Source organism: Pontibacter mangrovi (assembly GCF_006385705.1).
GTDB lineage: Bacteria > Bacteroidota > Bacteroidia > Cytophagales > Hymenobacteraceae > Pontibacter > Pontibacter mangrovi.
This window is the reverse complement of record NZ_VFRQ01000001.1, coordinates 570,316-591,026: the sequence shown is the minus strand read 5'-3', so window position 1 is coordinate 591,026 and position 20,711 is coordinate 570,316. Positions and strand designations below refer to the sequence as shown.

19 protein-coding genes are annotated in these 20,711 nt (G+C 53.2%); 6 read left to right on the top strand and 13 right to left on the bottom strand.

Annotation, left to right across the window (positions count from 1 at the left end; genetic code table 11):
- Positions 1 to 413: 413 nt before the first annotated feature.
- The 6 genes from FJM65_RS02580 to FJM65_RS02555 all read left to right on the top strand — a co-directional run bounded on the left by FJM65_RS02580 (position 414) and on the right by FJM65_RS02555 (position 10,025).
- Positions 414 to 1,796, top strand: a complete 1,383-nt coding sequence (locus FJM65_RS02580; protein ID WP_140619097.1) for a TolC family protein — start codon at positions 414 to 416, stop codon at positions 1,794 to 1,796.
- A 17-nt stretch (positions 1,797 to 1,813) separates the two neighbouring features.
- A complete protein-coding gene (locus FJM65_RS02575; protein ID WP_140619095.1) occupies positions 1,814 to 4,990 on the top strand; it encodes an efflux RND transporter permease subunit in 3,177 nt (1,058 codons plus the stop codon).
- A gap of 32 nt (positions 4,991 to 5,022) precedes the next feature.
- Complete coding sequence (locus FJM65_RS02570) at positions 5,023 to 6,147, top strand: efflux RND transporter periplasmic adaptor subunit (RefSeq protein ID WP_181163620.1); 1,125 nt, start codon at positions 5,023 to 5,025, stop codon at positions 6,145 to 6,147.
- Positions 6,148 to 6,296: 149 nt separating this feature from the next.
- Complete coding sequence (locus FJM65_RS02565) at positions 6,297 to 7,736, top strand: bifunctional metallophosphatase/5'-nucleotidase (RefSeq protein ID WP_140619091.1); 1,440 nt, start codon at positions 6,297 to 6,299, stop codon at positions 7,734 to 7,736.
- Positions 7,737 to 7,805: 69 nt separating this feature from the next.
- Positions 7,806 to 9,437 (top strand): bifunctional metallophosphatase/5'-nucleotidase, encoded by a 1,632-nt coding sequence (locus FJM65_RS02560; RefSeq protein WP_140619089.1) that lies wholly within the window; start codon positions 7,806 to 7,808, stop codon positions 9,435 to 9,437.
- A 144-nt stretch (positions 9,438 to 9,581) separates the two neighbouring features.
- A complete protein-coding gene (locus tag FJM65_RS02555; protein ID WP_140619087.1) occupies positions 9,582 to 10,025 on the top strand; it encodes a hypothetical protein in 444 nt (147 codons plus the stop codon).
- Positions 10,026 to 10,122: 97 nt separating this feature from the next.
- Here FJM65_RS02555 and FJM65_RS02550 read toward each other — a convergent pair whose 3' ends face one another.
- The 13 genes from FJM65_RS02550 to FJM65_RS02490 form a co-directional block, all read right to left on the bottom strand.
- Positions 10,123 to 11,049: a sterol desaturase family protein gene (locus FJM65_RS02550; RefSeq protein WP_140619084.1), complete on the bottom strand. Its 927-nt coding sequence runs from the start codon at positions 11,047 to 11,049 to the stop codon at positions 10,123 to 10,125.
- Positions 11,050 to 11,073: 24 nt separating this feature from the next.
- The gene (locus FJM65_RS02545) at positions 11,074 to 11,526 is read right to left on the bottom strand and encodes a DsrE family protein (protein ID WP_140619082.1); all 453 of its coding nucleotides are present in this window, start codon (positions 11,524 to 11,526) and stop codon (positions 11,074 to 11,076) included.
- Positions 11,527 to 11,554: 28 nt separating this feature from the next.
- Positions 11,555 to 12,001: a rhodanese-like domain-containing protein gene (locus FJM65_RS02540; protein ID WP_140619080.1), complete on the bottom strand. Its 447-nt coding sequence runs from the start codon at positions 11,999 to 12,001 to the stop codon at positions 11,555 to 11,557.
- A gap of 70 nt (positions 12,002 to 12,071) precedes the next feature.
- Positions 12,072 to 12,710 carry a TlpA family protein disulfide reductase gene (locus tag FJM65_RS02535; protein ID WP_140619078.1) on the bottom strand — a complete coding sequence of 213 codons (639 nt, stop codon included), beginning with the start codon at positions 12,708 to 12,710 and terminating at the stop codon, positions 12,072 to 12,074.
- A 349-nt stretch (positions 12,711 to 13,059) separates the two neighbouring features.
- Positions 13,060 to 13,428 carry a hypothetical protein gene (locus FJM65_RS02530; RefSeq protein ID WP_140619076.1) on the bottom strand — a complete coding sequence of 123 codons (369 nt, stop codon included), beginning with the start codon at positions 13,426 to 13,428 and terminating at the stop codon, positions 13,060 to 13,062.
- A 103-nt stretch (positions 13,429 to 13,531) separates the two neighbouring features.
- Complete coding sequence (locus FJM65_RS02525; protein WP_140619074.1) at positions 13,532 to 14,794, bottom strand: MFS transporter; 1,263 nt, start codon at positions 14,792 to 14,794, stop codon at positions 13,532 to 13,534.
- 90 nt (positions 14,795 to 14,884) lie between these two features.
- Positions 14,885 to 15,298 carry a YeeE/YedE family protein gene (locus tag FJM65_RS02520; RefSeq protein ID WP_140619072.1) on the bottom strand — a complete coding sequence of 138 codons (414 nt, stop codon included), beginning with the start codon at positions 15,296 to 15,298 and terminating at the stop codon, positions 14,885 to 14,887.
- 89 nt (positions 15,299 to 15,387) lie between these two features.
- Positions 15,388 to 15,945 (bottom strand): YeeE/YedE family protein, encoded by a 558-nt coding sequence (locus tag FJM65_RS02515; protein WP_140619070.1) that lies wholly within the window; start codon positions 15,943 to 15,945, stop codon positions 15,388 to 15,390.
- 105 nt (positions 15,946 to 16,050) lie between these two features.
- Positions 16,051 to 16,377 carry a rhodanese-like domain-containing protein gene (locus FJM65_RS02510; protein ID WP_140619069.1) on the bottom strand — a complete coding sequence of 109 codons (327 nt, stop codon included), beginning with the start codon at positions 16,375 to 16,377 and terminating at the stop codon, positions 16,051 to 16,053.
- 164 nt (positions 16,378 to 16,541) lie between these two features.
- Positions 16,542 to 17,954 (bottom strand): MBL fold metallo-hydrolase, encoded by a 1,413-nt coding sequence (locus tag FJM65_RS02505; protein WP_140619067.1) that lies wholly within the window; start codon positions 17,952 to 17,954, stop codon positions 16,542 to 16,544.
- A 113-nt stretch (positions 17,955 to 18,067) separates the two neighbouring features.
- Positions 18,068 to 18,925 (bottom strand): sulfite exporter TauE/SafE family protein, encoded by an 858-nt coding sequence (locus FJM65_RS02500; protein ID WP_140619065.1) that lies wholly within the window; start codon positions 18,923 to 18,925, stop codon positions 18,068 to 18,070.
- Positions 18,926 to 19,068: 143 nt separating this feature from the next.
- Positions 19,069 to 19,872 (bottom strand): sulfite exporter TauE/SafE family protein, encoded by an 804-nt coding sequence (locus FJM65_RS02495; protein WP_140619063.1) that lies wholly within the window; start codon positions 19,870 to 19,872, stop codon positions 19,069 to 19,071.
- A 79-nt stretch (positions 19,873 to 19,951) separates the two neighbouring features.
- On the bottom strand, positions 19,952 to 20,599 hold the full coding sequence (locus tag FJM65_RS02490; RefSeq protein WP_140619061.1) for a Crp/Fnr family transcriptional regulator: 648 nt from the start codon (positions 20,597 to 20,599) through the stop codon (positions 19,952 to 19,954).
- Positions 20,600 to 20,711: the final 112 nt, after the last annotated feature.

The window sequence follows — 20,711 nt, the reverse complement described above, 5'->3', positions numbered from 1 at the left end:
AATCCCTTGCCAGCGCAGCCCGCAGTAGCACAGGAGGTACCCTCCCTGCACCAGCTGCAGGAGTCCTGTAAAGCGGCCGAACTCGCTTTGCTGGATAAGCTTGACCTGGAGAGTGGGCAGGCCCAGGTGCTACTGAAAGCGCCACTAGTTGCTGCGCTTCTGGTGCTGCCAATGCTTCTTCTGTTTATGTACTTTGGAAGAGGCGCACCTTTTAGGCAGGCACAAGAAAACCTTTCCTGTTCACCCGTCCCCTTATTTTTGCTGCACCGCAGCATCCTGCTATAGGCTTTATACTTCTTTAAACTGGTGCTGCACAGCTTCGGCTTGGTGCAGGCGACCGCCTTCTATTCCCCTGGCTGTTTTGCATCAGCTACCGGGGAGTACATCTTTTACCAACCATTCTTTAAAGAAGTATGATAAAGCGAAAACTTTATCTGGCTGGCATCCTGATGCTGGTCAGTATCTATACGCACGCCCAAACTACAACACCGCTTTCTTTATCCGAGGCCTGGCAGCTGGCGTTCGAGCATTACGCTGAGTTTGCCGAGCAAAAGGCGCTGATCAAGGCGTCAGCGTACAACAAAAAAGCCGTTAAAAGCAGCTACCTGCCTAATTTTCAGCTGCAGCTTCAGAACACTTATGGCACTTATGAGGGCAGCGCCGGTGGCTTTTTCCCGTTGCCCGGCATTTTCAACGTTACGCCAAAACCGGCTCTGGAGAACCAGCCGGATGCCACCTCCAGCTTCTATTCCTCCGCCGTGGTTGACTGGAAACTGTATGAGTTTGGCCGTAAGAACAAGGCCTTGGAGGTTGCCACGTTTCAGCAGCAGGCAGCCCAGAGCAGCTTATTGGCCTCACAGGTAGCCGTGCAGGCACAGGTCAGCCGCTTGTTTATGGCAGTAGAATATAACCAGGCCAGTCTTGTGTGGGCCAGGGCAAACGCAGAGCGACTCGAAAAGATCCTGAGCTTAACAAAAAGCCTTTCTGCAGCAGGCCTGAAAGCCGGTGCCGATTCGCTGTTAGCGGCTTCTGTATACCAGCAGGCGCTGGCTGGGGTCAAAAGCTGGCAGGGCAAACTCAACGCCAGTAAAGTGCAGCTTTCAGAGCTGATTTCTCTTTCGCCGGATAGCCTGGGCGTAAACCCGGCAAACTACCTGCCCTCTGATGTCGGCCCCCTAAAGCTGCACCAAGATTCTGTGGCAGCGGCGCACCCTTACCTGGATGTGCTGGATCAGCAGGTGAATGTAGCCAATGCCCGCAAGGAGCTGGCAGAACGCCAGAAGTACCCCTCCCTTTCTTTCCTGGGTGGCCTGTCCACCCGTGGAAGCGGGATGGACGCAGGTGGTCATGTAAGCTCTGACTGGGGGGGAGGATTCGATAACAGGGCTGATAACTACTTGGTGGGCTTAGGGCTTACCTGGAACCTGACGGCAGGCTACACCAGCACGCTGCAAAGCAAGGAAGCCGGCGCGCAGCTGGCCGCCACCCAGGCCCGATACGACAAGCAGGCCCTGCAACTGACTGCTGCGCTACAGGCCGTGGAGGCGAACATGCAGGAGCAGTTGCAGCAATTAGAAGCCACAAAGCAAGCCCTTGCCAATGCTTCCAAAGCCTACGAGCTATACCTGAGCCGTTACGAAAATGGCCTGATAAACCTCACAGAACTGTTGCAGCTGCAGCGTGTGCTGCAGCAGACGGAAAAAGACAATGTAGAGGCGCATCAGCAGTACTGGAGCCAGGCTATTGTGCAGGCAGAAATGGCAGGCGACTTCTCCTATCTCTCGAGTAAATTCTAATTTAAAGCAGACATCTTATGAATATGATCAGGTTTGCCTTACGAAAACCGCTAACGGTGATGGTGGCTATTCTGGCCATCGCCTACTTTTCGTTCTCGGCCCTACGGAACATAAACATCGATATTTTTCCCAAGATTGAGTCTCCGGCCATTTACGTAGCCATGCCTTACGGCGGACTCACGCCCTCTTACATGGACGGCTTTATGGCCAATGAGTTCCAGAAGGTGCTGGTGTATGTAAGCGGCGTAAAAGAGCTGGATTTTAAGAGTGTGCAGGGTTTTACCCTCATGAAGCTTACTTTTTACCCGGGTACGGATATGGCGCAGGCTTCGGCCGAGTTGTCGGCGCAGGTATCACGGGCCATGGCTTTTTTGCCCCCGGGCTCCGTGCCGCCGCAGGTGGTGCGCTTCGACGGCAGTTCGCTCCCGATCGGGCAGCTGGTGTTTGAGAGCCCCAAGCGTTCCATCACGGAGCTGCAGAACCTGGCTGTCACGCGCATACGCCCCCAGTTTGTAAACATTCCGGGCGTTACGGCACCGGCCCCGTTCGGAGGTAACATTCGCACCATGGTGGTGAACGTTAATCCGGAGCTGATGCAGTCGTATGGCCTTTCGGCGGAGGAAGTGACACTGGCCATCGCCAAAAACAACCTGCCTTCCCCAGCAGGCAACATACGCATCGGTGACCAGAACCTGATGGCACCGGTCAACTCTATCGCCCGTAATCCCGAGGAGTTTCTGAACATCCCTGTCCGGACGGGCAGCGGGCCTACCGTTTTCGTGCGCGACATTGCCCGGGTAGAAGACGCAGCAGACGTGACCACAGGGTATGCCATCATCAACGGCAAGCGCTCTGTTTACCTGCCTGTGATTAAAACGGCAGATGCCTCTACCTTAAAAGTGGTGGAGAACCTGAAAAACGCCCTGCCTACCTTAGGTGCCGCTTTGCCCGAGGATGTCACCATAAAGTATGTTTTTGACCAGTCGGTATACATTGAGCATGCCCTGAACAACCTGGTGCACGAGGGCCTGCTCGGCGTTATACTTACAGGCCTGGTTATATTGCTGTTCCTCGGCGACAGGCGTGGCGCATTGATCGTGGTGCTGACCATACCTATTGCCATACTTTCGACGGTGATTATGCTATACTTGTTTGGCCAGACGATCAACATCATGACGCTGAGCGGGCTGGCCTTGGCTGTGGGCATACTGGTGGATGAGGCCACGGTAACGATCGAGAACATCCACCAGCACTTTGAAATGGAAAAGCCAAAGGAGCGCGCCATACTCGACGCCCTGCTCGAAATTTCGGTTCCTAAGCTGCTGATCCTGCTGTGTATACTGGCCGTGTTGGTGCCTTCCGTGATGATGAAAGGTATACCAAAGGATATGTTTATGCCGCTCTCTATGGCCGTGGCTTTTGCGATGATCGCCTCTTTCGTTGCCTCCCAAACCTTTGTGCCCATCATGGCTAACTGGATCATGAAAGCCGATCATTCCCAGCACCATAAGGCGAAAGGCCAAAAAGACAAGTTGAGCCGTTTTGATAGGTTTAAGCGCCGCTACCTGGTGGTGATGAAAGCCGCACAGCAAAGGATAACAGGTGTTACTGTAGCCTACATTGCCGTTGTGGTTGCCGTGATTAGCGTCGGTGCCCTGCGTATAGGTACCGACATACTTCCTGCCAGTAACAGCGGCGATATACAGGTGCGTATTGTTGCCCCACAGGGAGCACGCCTGGAGAAAACCGAGTCCTACCTGCACCAGGTAACCGAGATCATCGAGTCGAAGCTGCCGGACGACGCGATCAGGATCAGTTCTGCCTATGTTGGGATGCAGCCCTCCGGTATGGCCATCAACCCGATCTTTACGTTTACCAGCGGCACCCATGAGGCCGTGCTGCAGGTATCTGTGGACCAGGAAAAGTATACAGGCTCGATAGCGGACCTGAAGGAGGAGGTACGGCTGGCCGTGCAGGAACAGCTACCGGAAGTGGAACTCAGCTTTGAGCCGATGGAGATGGTAGAGAAGATCATGAGCCAGGGAGCCGCTACGCCTATCGAGGTCAGCGTAGCCGCCCGGCAGTTGAAAGTGGCTGCCGCACACGCTAAAAAGATAGAGGCGGAGCTAAAGAAGAACAAATCGTTGCGGGATGTGCGCATTGCCGAGCCGCTGCAGTACCCCAGCCTGAACATAGAGGTAGACCGGGAGCGTGCGGGGCAGTTTGGGCTAACCATGCAGGATGTGACCAGGGCCCTTACCATCGCTACCTCCTCTACGCGCTTTACGAATAAAAACCTGTGGCTCGACCCGAAATCAGGGCTTGTGTTTCAGACGCAGGTGCAGATACCCGAGGCGGCCATGCAGTCTCTGGACAAGTTGCGGCAGCTGCCTCTGAAAGAAGGGCAGCCGCGCCCGGTGCTGGAAGACGTGGCCACGCTGCAACTGGCGAAGCAGCCGGGGCAGGTGAACAGGAAAGGGGCCAACCGCTACGTAACAGTACAGGCCAACACCTACCAGCAGGACCTGGGCTCCGCGTCCAAGGCTGTTCAGGAGGCAATTAAAAGTGCAGGCGAGCCGCCAAGAGGCGTATTGGTAAGCACCGGTGGGCAGCTGCAACTGTTGGAGGAAACGCTGAGTGGTCTGCAGGTTGGCCTGGCGGTAGCCATCGTGGTGATCTTCCTGATGCTGGCGGCCTACTACCAATCGTTTGCCATCTCTACGCTTATACTTTCGGTGGTGCCTGCTGTGATTGGCGGCAGTTTGCTTACCCTGTTGCTGTTCGGCAGCTCGCTTAACCTGCAGTCTTATATGGGCATCATCATGTCGGTGGGGGTGTCGGTGTCAAATGCGGTGCTGATGATCAACCAGGCGGAGTACAACCGGCTGGACCGCGGCATGAACGTAAAGCTGGCAGCCATGCTGGCCTCCTCCTCCAGGCTACGCCCTATCCTGATGACAACGCTGGCCATGATCATGGGTATGGTGCCGATGGCCTCTGGCATGGGCGATGGCGGCGAGCAGGTCGCACCCTTGGGGCAGGCTGTGATCGGGGGGCTCCTGTTCTCTACGCTAACCGCCTTGCTGGTGCTGCCGCACCTGTTTGTAGCCGTGCGCAGAAAAGCCAGCCGCATCAGCAACTCCCTCGACCCGGATGACCCTAAGAGCAGGTTTGCAGTAGCACAGGCAGTATAATTTTTTCTAAATCAACTATGATATCCTATAAAATGAAAAGGAAACAATATAGCCCTTCTGTAGTACGTGGCGTTTTTTATGCTGTAATTCTGGTGACCTTAGGCGCCTGCACCGGCCGAGCCGAGAATACCGAGGTAAGCCAGGAGGAGCAGCAGGTGACAGTACCAAAAGTGCCGGTAGCAAGCGTGCAGGTAGACCAGCCAGAGTATACTTTGTCTTTACCCGGAGAGCTGCAACCTTACGAGCAGGTGGATATTTATCCGAAGGTAAAAGGCTTTCTAAAGGCCCTGCATGTAGACAGAGGCAGTCAGGTAAAAAAGGGGCAGGTGCTTGCCACACTGGAGGCCCCTGAGGTGAACCAGCAACTAAGTGCCGCTAAGGCACAGGCGCAAAAGCTTTACGAGGATTTCGTGTATAGCAAGCAAGCGCTGAAACGACTGCAGCAGGCAGCCGCAAAGGACGGTGCCGTGGCAGCCATAGAGCTGGACAGGGCCTCCACAAAAGTCCGTAGCGACAGTGCCGCCTATGTTGCCGCCAAAGCCAGCGCCAGTTCCATCTCGGCCATGAGAGAATACCTAACTATAAAGGCGCCTTTTGATGGGGTAATTACAGCACGTAACTTTTCGGTAGGGGCCTTGGTGGGAGAAGCAGGCTCACAGGCAACGCCGTTGTTCTCGGTGGCACAACAGTCGCGCCTGCGCCTGGTGGTTGCCGTTCCGGAAAAACATGCGCAGTCCCTTGATGAGGAAACTCCACTTTCGTTTAAAGTAAGTAACAGGCCGGGCAAAGTGTTTCATGCCAAACTATCGCGCAACAGCAAAGTGCTGAACCAGAAGCTACGCTCTGTAAACGTAGAGTTTGATGTAGACAACCGGGAGCAGGCGCTGAGCGGCGGGGAATACGCGCAGGTACAGCTAAAGCTCCAAAGGCCTGACTCCACGGTTTGGGTGCCGGCAAGCAGTGTGGTGAATGCGCAGTCCGGTGTGTTTGTGCTAAAAGTAGAAAACGACGCTGTAAAGCGGGTTCCGGTTGTGGAAGGTATGCGCCGGGAAAACCTGCAGGAAGTGTTTGGTAACATCAAAGCGGGCGACCTGGTGGTGCTGAAAGGCTCGGAGGAGCTGAAAGAGGAATCTAAAGTGCAACCCGTGAAAAATTGATGTAGAGATCAACCGAGCCCTGCCTCTGCCGCCTGTTCCTGCGTTTAACCGGAGTAGGAGGTAGAGGCAAGGCTTAACTGTATTATTGTTAAGTTTTACCTGGTACGGGAAGGAACTTCCCATTCCGTTTCAGAAAAAGTGTTGATACCATGACAAAGAAAATAACCATACTTCAACTGAACGATAGCCATGCATACTTAGAATCGCACCAGGAAATGTTCTGGGAGGGCGGCGATAAAGTATATCGCACCGCTGGAGGCTTTGCCCGCATAGCCGGCTACCTGAAGCAGCTGCGCGAGGAGCAGCAGGCCGTACTGGCCCTCGACTGCGGCGACACCTTCCACGGCACTTACCCGGCGGTGCATACCAAGGGTGAGGTGATGGTGCCCATACTTAACAAACTGAGCCTTGCCGCCATGACGGCCCATTGGGAGTTTGCCTATGGGCCGGAGCAGTTTAAAAAGCTGACGACAGAACTGAACTATCCCATGCTGGCCATCAATATTTATGATAAGCAGACCGATGAGCTGGTTTACAAGCCCTGCCTGGTGCAGGAAGTGAACGGGGTGAAGGTGGGGGTGATCGGCATTGCCTGCAACATCGTGGATAAAACCATGCCTCCGAAATTCAGCGAGGGGTTATACTTTACGCTGGGCAACAAGGAGCTGCCGGGCTATATAAAAAAACTGAAAGAGGAGGAAAAGGCAGACCTGATCGTGCTGATCTCGCACCTGGGTTTTCCGCAGAACATGAAGCTACTGGCAGAGGTGCCGGGCGTGGATATTTGCCTGAGCAGCCACACCCACTACCGCACCACCAAACCAGCCATGCAGGGCGACACGATTGTGATTGAATCCGGCTGCCACGGCTCCTTCCTGGGCAGGCTCGACCTGACCCTGGAGAACGGTAAGATTACTAATTTCAATCACGAGATGGTGGAGGTGTCGGAACGATTGCCGGAGGATGAGGAGATAAAAAGTATGGTGGAGGAGGCTGTAGCCCCTTACCGGGAGATGCCGGGTGAAAAGGTAGGCGAAACCAAAACAGCCCTCGACCGCAACACCATCCTGGAATCCACGATGGATAACCTGTTGCTGCAAAGTATGCTGGAGGCCACCGGGGCTGAGTTGGCTTTCTCGAATGGCTGGCGCTACGGTGCCCCCATCGTGCCGGGGCCAATTACGCTGAACGATCTCTATAATATTATCCCTATGAACCCGCCGGTGCAGACCGTGGACATCAGCGGAGAGGAACTGTTGGAGATGCTGGAGGATAACCTGGAGAAAACCTTTGCGCCAGACCCTTATAACCAGCTGGGTGGCTATGTGAAGCGCTGCATGGGACTTAAAGCCTACATCAAGATAGAAGCGCCTAAGGGAAACCGCATACAGAAACTCTTTGTGAACGGTGCAGGACTGGAGCCGCAGCGCAGGTATAAAGCGGCCTTTGTAACAGAGCAGGGCGTGCCGAAAAAGTATGGCCAAAACCGCTCCGATGGCGGGATAAAAGCTATTGATGCCATGAAACAATATCTTCAGCAGCATTCGCCGGTGGAGATACAGCTTTTAGGAACTTTTACAGCCGTATAAACAAGTATCATGCTGGCGCGGGCATGAAATCCGTGCCCTAAACCTTATCATACACTAAACACAAAAACTATGCATAGTAACAGACGCAGACTGAGGCCGTTCCTGATGGTGCCCTTGCTGATGTTCGGTGCCTGTACGAGTACTTCTACAGAGTCGGACACATCCGAAACTGCGGAGACAGCAGGAGAGAATCAGCAAGTCATCACCATACTGCATACCAACGACATGCACGGCACATACATGCCGTTCCATGCCGTGACAGACAACGCAACGGCGCAAACTGGTGACGAAGGCCGAGAGCTCTTGCTTAATTTTGAGAAGGAGGCTGACATTGGCGGCTTTGCCTACCTGGCCAGCGCCATAAAAAAGGTGCGTGCCGAGAAAGGAGCGGAAAATGTACTGTTGCTGGATGGCGGCGATACCTTTGGCGACGATCAGCTCGGTAACCTAACAAAAGGGGAGGCCATGATCCGGCTGATGAACACGATGAACTATGACCTGATGGCGCTAGGCAACCATGATTTTGACTATGGCCTACAGCGTACCCGTGAGTTGGAGGAGCTTTCTAACTTTCCGATGCGTGCAGCCAATATCATCGACAACACCACGGGCAAAACCATTTTCGGGGAACCCTATATCATCAGGGAAATCGGTGATGTGAAGGTGGCCGTTATTGCCCTGAGCTACCGCAACACGCCTAAAACCGGTAACCCGGACAATGTAAAGGAGCTGACGTTTAACGAAGGCCAGCAGGCGCTGCAAAAGTATGTGCCGGAGTTGCGCAAGAAGGCTGATATTGTAGTGGTCCTGTCGCATGAAGGCACGGCCATAGACTATAAAATGGCGCAGGAAGTGGAAGGCATTGACGTGATCATCGGAGCGCACAGCCACGACATTATTGAGCCGCGCAGGAAGATTGGTAACACCTATGTGGTGCAGGCTATGTCGGATGAGGCGGTGCTGGGTGACACAGAGCTGCTACTGGAGGGCAAAAAGCTGGTGGATGTGAAAGACAACTACCATTTCCTGTGGCACGACGAGTGGCAGCCAGACCAGCAAGTACAGGCGCTGGTAGAGGAGCTGCGTGCCCCGCACAAAGCCAAGCTGGAAGAGGTGGTGGTGCAGAGCGAAGATGTGATTGGCAGAAACTATAAATCAGAAAGCCCTTTCGACAGGCTGGTAGGCAACCTGCTGAATGAAGGTTACAAGGGCGAGGTAGCCATAATGCCGGGCGTTGGCTATGGCATCTCGTTTACGCCGGGACCCATCACCAGCGAGCGTGTTTACAAGCTTCTGCCGCACCCATCCAAGATCGTAACACTGAGCATGACCGGCGCACAGCTGAAGAAAACGCTGGAACAGAGCGCTACCAACCTGAAGCCAGGTGACCCGATGGACGTGGTAGGTGGCCTGATCCAAACCTCCGGCATCCAATATACAGTAGACTTCACAAAGCCGGTGGGCCAGCGGGTGAGCAACGTGCGCGTAGGCAACGAACCCATCAGCGATACTAAGTCTTACAAGGTGGTAACGCATAGCGGCTTACTGACCGGCCTGCACAACTACGAGGAGATCGGCAAAGGACAGAACATCAACCGCACAGGAAAGTCGCTGACAGAGTTCATCATTGAAAAGCTGAAAGAGAAGAAAGTGGTAAGCAAGCCTGAAAACATGGGAGAGGTGGAGATAAAGCCCAAATAAGCCTCATTTTTTGATGGATGATAAAAATCACGGGGTCTGTAGCGGGTTGTGTGACTTTTGTTATTTTATTTAGTTTCAATTGTTTATACTTTCGAATGCTTCGTAATATAACGGAGCAGTAGAAGTTAAAAAAAGGAGGTACTGATGAAAAAGCTTATTTTGAAGGGAGCTATGGTGATAGCCCTTGGATTGCTGCTTACAGGAACAGCAGTAGCCCAGCAACAAACCACCGCGCAGCGCCAGCGGCAGACAACCGAGCAGCGGGCGGAGCGCATGACGCAGGACTTGAAGAAGGAACTGAACCTGAATGAGCAACAGACAAACCAGGTGGCGGAAATTAACAGGCAAACCACACAGGAAATGGAGCAGGTGCGGGCAAACCAAACCCTGACGCGGCAGGAGAGAAGGGAACAGATGCAGCAGATACAGGAGCGAAGGACAGCCGAGATCAGAAAAGTCCTGACAGTGCAGCAACGCACACGATTTGAGCAGCATCAACAAAAAATGCAGCAGAAACCTGGCAAACAGCGGCAGAACCCGCAGCAGCCTGTGCAGCGCCGGTCAGGTGGCCGCAGAGGGGGAAATTAGGTTTCCGGCCCCTCATCAGAACAACAACTTCATAAAAAGGCCGCTGCAGGTTTCTTATCTGCAGCGGCTTCCTGTTTATACTTTATACTTGTCTGTCTCAGGCATTCTCTAACTTCTTGGGCTCCTCCACAGGCGCGGCAGGGGTTGTGTCAGCATCCTGCCCCTCTAAAAACGGGTGCCACTGCTGCTCCATAAAGCTCTTCGGATACTTCTCCACCTCGTCAAAACCAAGCTCAATATCGCGGCCGTCAGAAGGCATATAGGCCGTGCCGAAAAGATAGTCCCACAGGCTGAGGCTGATGCCATAGTTAGCGCCATAACGGCGGGGCATGTGCTTGGCGTGGTGCCAGATGTGCATCTGGGGGTTGTTAAAGATATAGCCCAGCGGACCCAGCTTGATGTTTAGATTGGAGTGGTTGAAATGGCCGATGGCGGTGGCAAAAATATGCACCAGGAAAAAGTCCTGGATGCCAAAGCCGATCATAGCCAGCGGGATATACTCCAGGGTACGGTAAACGATGGTCTCGCCCCAGTGGAAGCGCAGGTGTGCGGCAAAGCCCATTTGCTGCACGGAGTGGTGTAGCTTATGGAAGCGCCACAGAAACTCGGAGCGGTGCAGCAGGCGGTGCACGTTCCACTGTATAAAATCGCGCACCACAAACAGCGTAAGCAACTGCGCCCACACCGGCCAGCTCTGTATCTCAAAAGCCACCAGGTTCCGTACCCCAAACAGGGCCAGGAAATCGTTGAATGCCTCTACCCCGATATTGGAGATGGCGTTGAAGCCGACAAGCGAGAACAGAAAGAAGTTAAAGAACATGTAGAAGCCATCGAGCCAGAAATCCTGCCGGATGCGGGCCTGGTGCTGCCGCCACGGAAGTATGATTTCCAGAAGCCAAAAGAACAGCGAAAGCCCCAGCAGCCAGTAAAAGTAATTGCCCCAGCTGGGGTTCAGGATTTCGTTCCAGAGGTAGTTCGCGTAGCCAGCAAACGAGGATATAAAAATGTTCCAGTACTTTTCCATCTCTCTATTGTTTAGGGAGAGTGCTTAGAACTTAATATAGCCCCAGCCTTCTTCCTGTTTCATGATAATCTCGCCAACGCCCATAGGCACGGTATTAACTCCTGATAGAAGCTGTTCCTTTTTAACATCCAGGGCACGCATACTGTTCTCGCAGGCTGCAAAAACCACGCCTTTTGCCTGCAGCGCTTTTATCTCCTCGGCATTGTGGGTCTTGTCGGAAACAAGCATGAACAGCGCCTTTCCGTGCACTACCACCTCAACCTCAGCCTCGGGCCACCCGCGCTTTATGTTGTTCAGCTGCCGCATCAGCATAGCCTGTCTGGCTGTGTCTGCCACCGTCATATCATACACAATGCGGTGGGGCCTGGCTTGTGCCACCGCAGCTCCGGAGGCTTTTGTGGTGGCTTTGGATTGTGCCCAGGAGGGCGCAGAGGCCAGCAAAAGGGCCATAAGTATAAAAATCAGTCGCTGCTTCATGGTTTATTAGCTTTTATAAGGTTGAACACTATTCTACCGGTACGCCGGCGGCTTGCAGAGCGCCATAGCCTTCGGTGGCGTCGAACACGAGCTTAAACCCAAGCTGCTGCATTTGCTGCACTGCCTGCCTGCTTCTTCCGCCTACCGCGCAGTATACCAGATACGTTTTGGAGGGGTCCAGCGTCTTGAGCTGCTGCGTAAAATCAGCATCGTAAAAATTCATCAGGCGGGCGTTGGCCAGGTGACCGGCAGTATACTCCTCCGGAGTACGGACGTCGAGCACAACCAGGTCTTTCTCTTGCTCCAACAGCGTTTTGGCTTCCTCGCTATTGATCGTCTTTACCTCAGCAGTAATCCCAGTTTCGGCTTGGGTGACAGCATTGGATTCCTTTACCTCTTCGTTGGTAGCAGTGCTCTGGTTACAGGAAACCATAGCCAGCGCCATGCCTACTCCGAGCAACGTTCTTTTCATCATCGGTTGGTATAAGTATAAGTTTGATTTAAAATTTAGCAGGCCACCCCACTAAAGGGCAGCCTGCCTTGATTTATTTTTTCGTCATGCTTAGCAGAAAATCACGCACCTCCGGGGTATCGTAATCTGCCATGCCTTCCTGTTTGGCCACAATCTTACCTTCCGGCGAGATGATGAACGTGGTTGGGATTGCGTTGGAGTAGAACTCCTGGGGAAACTGGCTGGCCGGCATGTACACCGGGAAGGTGAAGCCTTTCTTCGAGATAAACTTCTGTACCTTTTCCATGCCTCCCTCGTCCACAGACAGCATGACGAAAGCGACCTTGTCAGTAGAGCCGATCTTTTCGTATAGCTTCTGGATATTCGGCATTTCAGCCACGCAAGGAGGGCACCAGGTCGCCCAGATATTCATGAACACCACTTTTCCTTTCAGGCTCTCAAAGCTTACCTGCTTGCCCTCCAGGTCTACCATCTTAAATCCGGCGCCAGCCATTTCAGCCCCGGATGCGGCAGCTGCCGTAGTCACGGCGTTAGCGTCAGGGTTTTGCAGTGTCTCCGGCACATCAGCGTTTTTGATGCCGGTAGCCAACAGGAGCCGTTGCACCTGCCCGATAGCCTCGGTGTGCAGGCCTGTTAAGTATAAAATGGCAAAGATGCCGAGCATCACTGCCCAGCCTGGTATATTTCTAAAAGAGAATTTCTTCTTATTCATCAGGATGTTATTCTTAATTTATATGTCTTATTTATGTTATTGCAGCAACTTTCTAAGCCTTTGATACTCATTGGTATCTTCCTCATGCTGCGTAGCGTAATGATGGTCTTTTGCGGCGGCAGGCTTTCAGTTGTCGCGCCTGCGGCCTTGTGTCACCAGTTTTGCCACAGCAGTTGCAGCTGTGCTGGTTTACAGGCAGGCTTTGTTTCTTGCCATACTTATTCCTAAAGTTTTAAATGACTTCAGCGTACCTCCGGCACAAAGCACAGGTTCTCTTCCACGGTGGAAAGAAAAATATAGCAACACATGCGGCAGCTTAAGCAATGGCTGCACTTAAAAGTATAGTTATTTAGGAAAATTGCGGTGGGTCGGGTTCTGCCTCCAGATGAGGCGAGAGGTAAGAGGGAGAAAGGGCAAGGGTGTACAGCGCTTTATCCTGTAACGTATAAAATAGGGTATGGGGCTGCTCGAAAACAGCAGCGGAATAGCTCTGGCTACAGTCTACAAAAGCTGTGGCGGCTCCGCGCTTCTCGGAGTGCGTCAGGTGGCGGAGGCATTGCTTTTTAGAGCAGGCAGCCTTGGCCTTTTGTTTTGTACTGCATGTAGTGCCTTTAAGCGTTGCCTGCTCCTGGGTTTGGAGTGTACGCACCACACTGCTCTTCGGCAGCGCGAAGAGCAGGAACAGGGTACTTACAAACAGCAGCAGGTAACTTTTCATTCTGTAGCTTTTACAGCTTTTGGGTTCTTTTGTCAGTATAGCAACAGTGCCTATATTCAATTGATTCCGCTTGAACCATACGATGTGGCTCCAAATTACGCATTCAAATTGTTTTTATCAATACGGTACGGCACTCGCGGCTATGCCATAGCTTCTTTTTGGTGCAGCACATCCGTCGTTCGGCGCTCAGGCCGGCTCCAAGGGTAAGCACTGCGGTACCTGCCAGCACGGCATTCAAGCCCCACAGATCGCTAAACACACCAGCCGCCACGGCACCGGCCACGTAGCCAAAGTCACGCCAAAACCTGAAGATACCCAGACTCTGCGGGCGCTGCTGCGGATGTGTGTTCTCCGCTACCACCGATAGAAAGTTAGGGTATACCAGCGCAGTACCAGCCCCTAAAAGTATGAGCGAGAGCACCAGCATGAGGTAGGAGCCGGCAAACAGAAGCAGGGCTATAGCGACGCCCTGCACCATCATACCAACGCTCAGCAGTTGTTTTTTGCATAGAATGTCACCCAGGCGGCCCGTAACCAATTGCCCAAGTCCCCACACAGCCGGATAGATGCCCGCCAGGAGGCCCACCTCTGCCATCGCATAGCCTTTGCTGATAAGGAGCACCGGCAGCAGGCCCCACAAAATGCCGTCGTTCAGGTTGTTCATAAACCCGCTAAGAGTAACCGAGCCCAGGTTTGGGTGCCGCCAGGTAGTATCTTTCCAGATGTTGCGCAGTAGCGGCAGCGCCGTGGTAGCGGCTTCTGCCTGCACATGGGCATGGGTATCTTTAACAAAAAACAGCGTAAGGAGTAAACCTGCTAAAGAAAAGCCTATGCCTGGCACAAAAGCCATGGTTACCTCTCCGGTGGTGGAGGCCAGGTAGCCGGCCAGGAAAGCGGCCAAACCCACTGCCAGATAACCGGCAAACTCATTAATGCCCATGGCCAGTCCCCGGTTTTTCTCACCCACCAGGTCTATCTTCATCACCACCGTAGCAGACCACGCTAAGCCTTGGTTTAAGCCCAGTAGCAGGTTGACAGCTATCACCCACCACCAGCTGGCAGCGTACAGCAAAAGCCAGGGCACGGGCAGGGCAACTATCCAGCCGGCTTGCAGCAGCTGCTTTCGGGTGAAGCGCCCCGTAAGCCGTCCCATCAGCATGTTGGCAGCGGACTTAGCCAGGCCAAAGGCCAGGATAAAAGACAGAAGCGCGGTATGGCCGCTGATGCCGAAAGCCTGTTCAGCAAACTCCGGGACCACCGAGCGCTCCAGCCCGACCATGGCCCCTACGAAACCGTTAACCAGCACCAACAGCCAGAACTGTGAGGCGTTTTCGCGTAAGCCCAGATTTGCTGTTGTAGTTGCCATAAGTATAAACTGGTTAGGAGTTAAAAAAGAAAAGCCATGGCACAGAAGGGCGCACGGCTTTTCATATACTTTCAGGTATTACCTGCGCCCTTAATGCGGCAGCTTATCGCGGAGCACGCCATACAGGTAGGTGCCGCCCAGCGCACCCGCCACCGCTACCAGTATGGCCCAATAGGCATGGCCGATGTTTACGAACATAGGACCGGGGCAGGCGCCGGTCAGTGCCCAACCCAGGCCAAAGATGGTGCCGCCAATCAGGTAGCGCGGAATAGACATCTCCTTGGGGTGAAACACGATGGGGTTGCCCTGGTAGTCGCGCAGGTTATACTTTTTGATGATGAAGACGGCCAGCGTGCCCAGCACCACGGCTGTGCCGATAATGCCATACATGTGGAACGACTGGAAGCGGAACATCTCCTGGATACGGTACCACGAAATGGCCTCCGACTTGCTCATGACGATGCCGAACAGGATGCCGGCGATTATATATTTAAGTCCTTTCACGGGATAGATGATTTAGAATTACTAAGAATGAATAATAAACCAGGGATGGGAAGTATACTTGGATCGTGCACTAACCATCACTTTATTCATTAAAAAATCAGCGGCATCAACAAATAAGTAGTAACCAGACCACCGATAAAGAAGCCGACTACTGCAATAAGCGAGGGCAGCTGCAGGTTAGACAAGCCGCTGATGGCATGGCCGGAAGTACATCCGCCTGCATAGCGTGCGCCAAACCCGATCATGAAGCCGCCCAACAGCAGTACCAGGAATCCTTTTAAGGTAAATATGGCCTCCAGGCTGAAGATCTCCTCTGGCTGCAGTTCGTCGGGGGCGGAGAAGCCCAGCGCCGATAAATCCTGCACGGTGGCCGCCGAAAGCTCTACCGGAGCGTTGCCGTTCAGGAACTGAGCCGAAATGACGCCTCCCAGTATGGCACCTACCAGGAACAGCAGGTTCCAGATCTGGCTGCGCCAGTTAAAATCGAAAAACTTAACATGCTTACCTGCGCCGCAAGCGGTACAGATCGTGCGGAGGTTGGCCGAGAAGCCAAACGATTTTCCGAAGAAAAGCAGCAGCACCATGGTGAAGGCAATCAGGGTACCTGAAACATACCATGGCCACGGCTGGCTGATAAATTCTAACATAATGCTTTTAAGTTAATGGTGTTGTAAACGGCGGTAGTGTTTGCAATTAGTTGCTGAGGTGCAGGCTGGGCTACTTGCTGCCACAGCCTGCACCTCAGGTAAGGTTTAGCGCGGCCAGGCGCCAATGCCGCCTGCCAGGTTGTATACATTGTATCCCTGGTCTGCCATCATTTTGCAGGCGGAGCCGCTGCGGTTGCCGCTACGGCAGAACACGAAGTACTCTTTGTCCTTATCCAGTTTGCTAAGCGCCGACTGAAACTGGGAGGAGGTTACGTCGATGTTCTGGGCCCCTTTGATGGAGCCTGCCGAAAACTCGCCCGGCGTTCTGACGTCCAGCAGCTTGGCTTTAGGGGTAGACGTATACTTGGCCTTAAAGCTTTCACCGTTCAGGTCTTCGTAGTTCTTTGGGGTTGATTTAAATATGTTGAACATGGCTTTGGGATTTTCTTAGGTGTTTCAATAATTTCTATACAAAGATCGGGATACCGTCAGCCATTTTCAGTGACTTTAATCACGCAGTGCCTGCAGGCTGCCTATTTCTTACAAAAAAAACGGGGCTACCGGCACCATGCCTGCAGCCCCGTTTTTTAGCTAGCTTATTTCAGCGTGCTTGGGCAGACGTAGGCTGTTTTCGGTACGTTGGTATCGGCTATGGCCTTAAAGCCGCCTTCCACGTTCACCACGTTGTCAAAGCCCCTTGATTTCAGGATGGAGGCCGCAATCATGGAGCGGTAGCCGCCGGCACAGTGCAGGTACATCTCCTCCTCAGCCGGCAACTCCGACAGGTGCTCGTTCAGGTAATCCAGCGGGGCGCTCAGGGCTGTTTCTACGTGCTCTGCCTGGTACTCGCCCGGCTTGCGCACATCCACTACCTTGATCTTGTTGTTCTGCTCAAAGCGCTTGGCAAACTCTTCTGCTGAGATCGACTTGATCGTGTCTACCTCTTTGCCGGCCGCTTTCCAGGTCTCAAAGCCGCCTTTCAGGTAACCCAGGGAATTATCGTAGCCGACGCGGGCCAGGCGTGTTACCACCTCTTCTTCACGGCCTTTCTCAGCCACGATCAGGATCGGCTGCTGTATGTCTGGAATCAAGGCGCCTACCCATGGGGCAAAGTTACCGTCGATGCCGATGTTCACCGAGTTCGGGATGAAGCCTTTGGCAAACTCCTCTGGCTTGCGCGTATCCAGCACCAGGGCACCGGTTTCGTTGGCTGCCGCCTCAAACGCTTCCGCAGAAAGCTCCTGCAGGCCTTGTGCCATCACATCGTTAATGTTGGCATAGCCTTCCTTGTTCATCTTCACGTTCAGCGGGAAGTAGCCCGGAGGAGGAAGCAGCCCTTCGGTCACCTCTTTCACAAACTCTTCCTTCGTCATGTCGGCGCGCAGGGCGTAGTTGGTTTTCTTCTGGTTGCCCAACAGGTCCGTGGTCTCTTTGCTCATGTTCTTGCCGCAGGCTGACCCTGCTCCGTGTGCAGGATAAACGATCACATCGTCTGGCAGCGTCATGATCTTGGTGCGCAGCGAGTCGTACAGGTGCTCGGCCAGCTGCTCCTCTGTCAGGTTAGACTTCACGGCCAGGTCAGGACGGCCCACGTCTCCGATAAAGAGGGTGTCGCCCGAGAAGATGCTGTGCGCTTTGCCGTTCTCATCCAACAGCAGGTAGGTGGTAGATTCCATGGTATGGCCTGGCGTGTGCAGCACCTTAATGGTCACATCGCCCACTTTTAGCTCCTCGCCGTCTTGGGCAATGTATGCCTCAAACTTAGGCTGCGCGTTTGGCCCGAAAACGATGGTGGCGCCGGTTGCCTTGGCCAGGTCCACGTGGCCCGACACAAAGTCTGCGTGGAAGTGCGTCTCCAGCACATACTTTATCTTGGCGTTGTCTTTCTCAGCTTTCTCAATATATGGCTTAACCTCGCGCAGCGGATCGATGATAGCGGCCTCGCCTTTGCTCTCTATGTAGTAAGCGCCTTGGGCTAGGCATCCGGTATAAATCTGTTCTACTTTCATGGTTCTGGTATTTAAAAGTTTCTTTTAAGATGATGCTCAATTGTTCAGCTTATGATACAAATATCGTAAGTTTTTCAAGGCTTATCAGTGACTTTGATCACTCAGGAGTATTTTTAGAAGAAAAGTTCTTTTGCAAAGATGTAAATACCCATTAGGAGCACAAACCATCCGAAGGCGCTCTTCAGTTTATCGGCGTGAATTTTTGTGGACAGGAATGTGCCGATAAAGATACCCGCAATAGAGATAGCTGAGAAGATGCCCAGGAAGGCCCAGTCGATTTCATAGTTGAAGATATCGCCGATAAATCCGAATAACGACTTTACCGCTATGATCAGGAGGGAGGTGCCCACGGCCATTTTCATATCCAGCTTACTGAAAAGCACCAGCGCCGGGATGATGAGGAAGCCGCCGCCTGCCCCAACCAGGCCCGTGAGCGTGCCCACAACCAAACCTTCTGCCAGAATGCCGCCGTAGTTGAACGTTGGTTTTGGGTGCTCGGCGGCAGGGTTTTCGTGTTCCACGTCCAGTTCCGTGTCAATGTTCTCGTCCACTCCCTCTATAGGCTCCTCTGGCGTTTTCTTTTTCTTGATCATGCTGATAGAGGCGAACACCATGAGCCCGGCAAACAGCAGCATCAGCAGAATGCCCTTGGTCACTACAAAATCCCCTACAGAGAAGATATTGTCCGGAATGGCCGGCACAATGTAGCGGCGGGTGATAAACACCGCCACGATAGACGGAACTCCGAAAACAGCCGCCGTTTTGAGGCTCACCAGTCCTTTTTTATAAAACTTGTAGGAACCCACCAGGCTGGTGAGGCCCACAATGAAAAGCGAGTACGCCGTAGAGATAACAGGGCTCAGGCCGATCAGGTACACAAGTACCGGCACCGTCAGGATAGAGCCTCCGCCCCCGATCAAGCCCAGCGACAATCCAATCAGCAGGGCAGCAACATATCCGAGTAATTCCATAAGTATAGTTTTGTTTTACTGATACAAAAATAAGTTGCCGAAGAGGCTGACGCAGTGACTATTATCACAGTGCGTGCTTTGCTGCCCTACTTTAATTTTAGTCTTCAACAAAGTATACTTCACAAGGACATTGCTGCCGTGGATTAGGACAGGAAGATCTCTCTTGCCAGGATATACAAGCCCATGGCCAGCACAAACCAACCGAATCCTTTTTTCAGCTTCTCGCCCTGCACTTTGCTGGAGAGCGCGGTGCCTATAAAGATGCCGGCAACAGAAAGTGCTGTAAAGGTGAGCAGGAACGTCCAGTCGATGTTGTATTGCAGTATGTCGCCAACAAAGCCCAGCAGCGAGTTGGCAGTAACAATAACAAGGGAGGTGCCGACTGCCAGCTTGATGTCGAGGCCAGTGAAAAGCACCAGCGCCGGGATGATGAGGAAGCCGCCGCCGGCCCCAACCAAACCCGAGATAAGGCCTACCAGCGTTCCCTGCAGCACCAAAGCCACATAGTTCGCATCAGCTTTTTGCGGCGCATCTTCCTGTTGGCTGGCAGGGCTTTTCTTAAAGATCATGCTAAAGGAGGCTGCCAGCATCAGCAGGGCGAACATCACCATCAGCATAATGCCTTTTGTCACCTCAAACCCTCCGATATCTATAATGTGGCGCGGAATGGCCGGCACAAGCAGGCTGCGGGTTAGGAAGACGGTCAGCAGCGACGGTACCCCGAAGATAAGGGCGGTCTTAAAGCTCACCAGCTTTTTAAGGTAGAACTTGTAGCTGCCCACTAAACTTGTAGAGCCTACTATAAAAAGAGAGTATGAAGTTGAGATTACGGGGTTCAGCCGCATCAGGTAAACAAGTATGGGCACCGTAAGTATGGAGCCCCCGCTGCCCGTCAGGCCCAAAGATAAACCAATAAACAGGGCGGCAATGTATCCGAATATTTCCATTTTAAGTTTTGAATAATGTTGGCCCGGCACCTGTGGAGGCGCCGCGGCAGCTAAGTTGATTACAAAGAACCCGGTGTGCTTAAACCAGATCCAGGTTGTGTACCTCGATGTAATTGCGGTGAAGGGTCAGGGCACCGGTCTGCTCCAGCTTTTTCAGCAGCCTAGAAATCACCTCGCGTGAGCTGTTGAGCTCATCGGCAATCTGCTGGTGCGAGAGGCGCACCTGGTAGCCAGATACTTTTACATGCCGCTTCAGGTAAAAGAGCAGGCGTTCGTCCAGTCCTTTAAAGGCCACGCTGTCCAGGGTTTGCAGCAGCTCCTCGAAGCGCTGGCGGTAGGAAGCAATCACGAAGTTGTGCCAGGTCTTATACTTTCCTAACCAGATCTCCGACAGGTGGGAGGGCACCAGGATAACCTCTGACGGCGTAACCGCCTTTGCTTTTATCTGGCTTTGCTCGTTGCGGGCCGTGCACATCATTGAAAGCGCGCAGGCGCTGCCGGGCTCCAGGTAATACATCAGGAACTCGTTGCCTTCATCGTCCTCGCGGTATACTTTCAAAAGGCCGCTCAGCAGCAGGATGGTTGATTTTATGTACTGGCCGGTGCGCATCACCTCGTCGCCCTCTTCCACCTGCTTTAGGGTGCTTTGCTGCAGGAGCTCTTCCAGCAGGGGCTGCTCTAGTTGTGGGAACTGCTTCAGAACGACATCTTTATCAAGAACTTCCATGGGGTGCGGTAGCGTGGTTTAGGTTAAGTATAGTTATACTACAGTATACGAAGGTACAGATTAAAAAAAGAACCAGTGCGGGCTCCGTATTCCGCACTGGTCATTAAAAGGC

What these genes read in the sequence shown, in the direction of transcription:
- FJM65_RS02540 (WP_140619080.1), bottom strand. Translation starts at nt 12,001, where the DNA reads ATGATGAAAAGAACGTTGCTCGGAGTAGGCATGGCGCTGGCTATGGTT.
- FJM65_RS02570 (WP_181163620.1), top strand. Translation starts at nt 5,023, where the DNA reads ATGAAAAGGAAACAATATAGCCCTTCTGTAGTACGTGGCGTTTTTTAT.
- FJM65_RS02530 (WP_140619076.1), bottom strand. Translation starts at nt 13,428, where the DNA reads ATGAAAAGTTACCTGCTGCTGTTTGTAAGTACCCTGTTCCTGCTCTTC.
- FJM65_RS02555 (WP_140619087.1), top strand. Translation starts at nt 9,582, where the DNA reads ATGAAAAAGCTTATTTTGAAGGGAGCTATGGTGATAGCCCTTGGATTG.
- FJM65_RS02535 (WP_140619078.1), bottom strand. Translation starts at nt 12,710, where the DNA reads ATGAATAAGAAGAAATTCTCTTTTAGAAATATACCAGGCTGGGCAGTG.
- FJM65_RS02560 (WP_140619089.1), top strand. Translation starts at nt 7,806, where the DNA reads ATGCATAGTAACAGACGCAGACTGAGGCCGTTCCTGATGGTGCCCTTG.
- FJM65_RS02495 (WP_140619063.1), bottom strand. Translation starts at nt 19,872, where the DNA reads ATGGAAATATTCGGATACATTGCCGCCCTGTTTATTGGTTTATCTTTG.
- FJM65_RS02525 (WP_140619074.1), bottom strand. Translation starts at nt 14,794, where the DNA reads ATGGCAACTACAACAGCAAATCTGGGCTTACGCGAAAACGCCTCACAG.
- FJM65_RS02575 (WP_140619095.1), top strand. Translation starts at nt 1,814, where the DNA reads ATGAATATGATCAGGTTTGCCTTACGAAAACCGCTAACGGTGATGGTG.
- FJM65_RS02515 (WP_140619070.1), bottom strand. Translation starts at nt 15,945, where the DNA reads ATGTTAGAATTTATCAGCCAGCCGTGGCCATGGTATGTTTCAGGTACC.
- FJM65_RS02580 (WP_140619097.1), top strand. Translation starts at nt 414, where the DNA reads ATGATAAAGCGAAAACTTTATCTGGCTGGCATCCTGATGCTGGTCAGT.
- FJM65_RS02545 (WP_140619082.1), bottom strand. Translation starts at nt 11,526, where the DNA reads ATGAAGCAGCGACTGATTTTTATACTTATGGCCCTTTTGCTGGCCTCT.
- FJM65_RS02500 (WP_140619065.1), bottom strand. Translation starts at nt 18,925, where the DNA reads ATGGAATTACTCGGATATGTTGCTGCCCTGCTGATTGGATTGTCGCTG.
- FJM65_RS02510 (WP_140619069.1), bottom strand. Translation starts at nt 16,377, where the DNA reads ATGTTCAACATATTTAAATCAACCCCAAAGAACTACGAAGACCTGAAC.
- FJM65_RS02505 (WP_140619067.1), bottom strand. Translation starts at nt 17,954, where the DNA reads ATGAAAGTAGAACAGATTTATACCGGATGCCTAGCCCAAGGCGCTTAC.
- FJM65_RS02565 (WP_140619091.1), top strand. Translation starts at nt 6,297, where the DNA reads ATGACAAAGAAAATAACCATACTTCAACTGAACGATAGCCATGCATAC.
- FJM65_RS02550 (WP_140619084.1), bottom strand. Translation starts at nt 11,049, where the DNA reads ATGGAAAAGTACTGGAACATTTTTATATCCTCGTTTGCTGGCTACGCG.
- FJM65_RS02490 (WP_140619061.1), bottom strand. Translation starts at nt 20,599, where the DNA reads ATGGAAGTTCTTGATAAAGATGTCGTTCTGAAGCAGTTCCCACAACTA.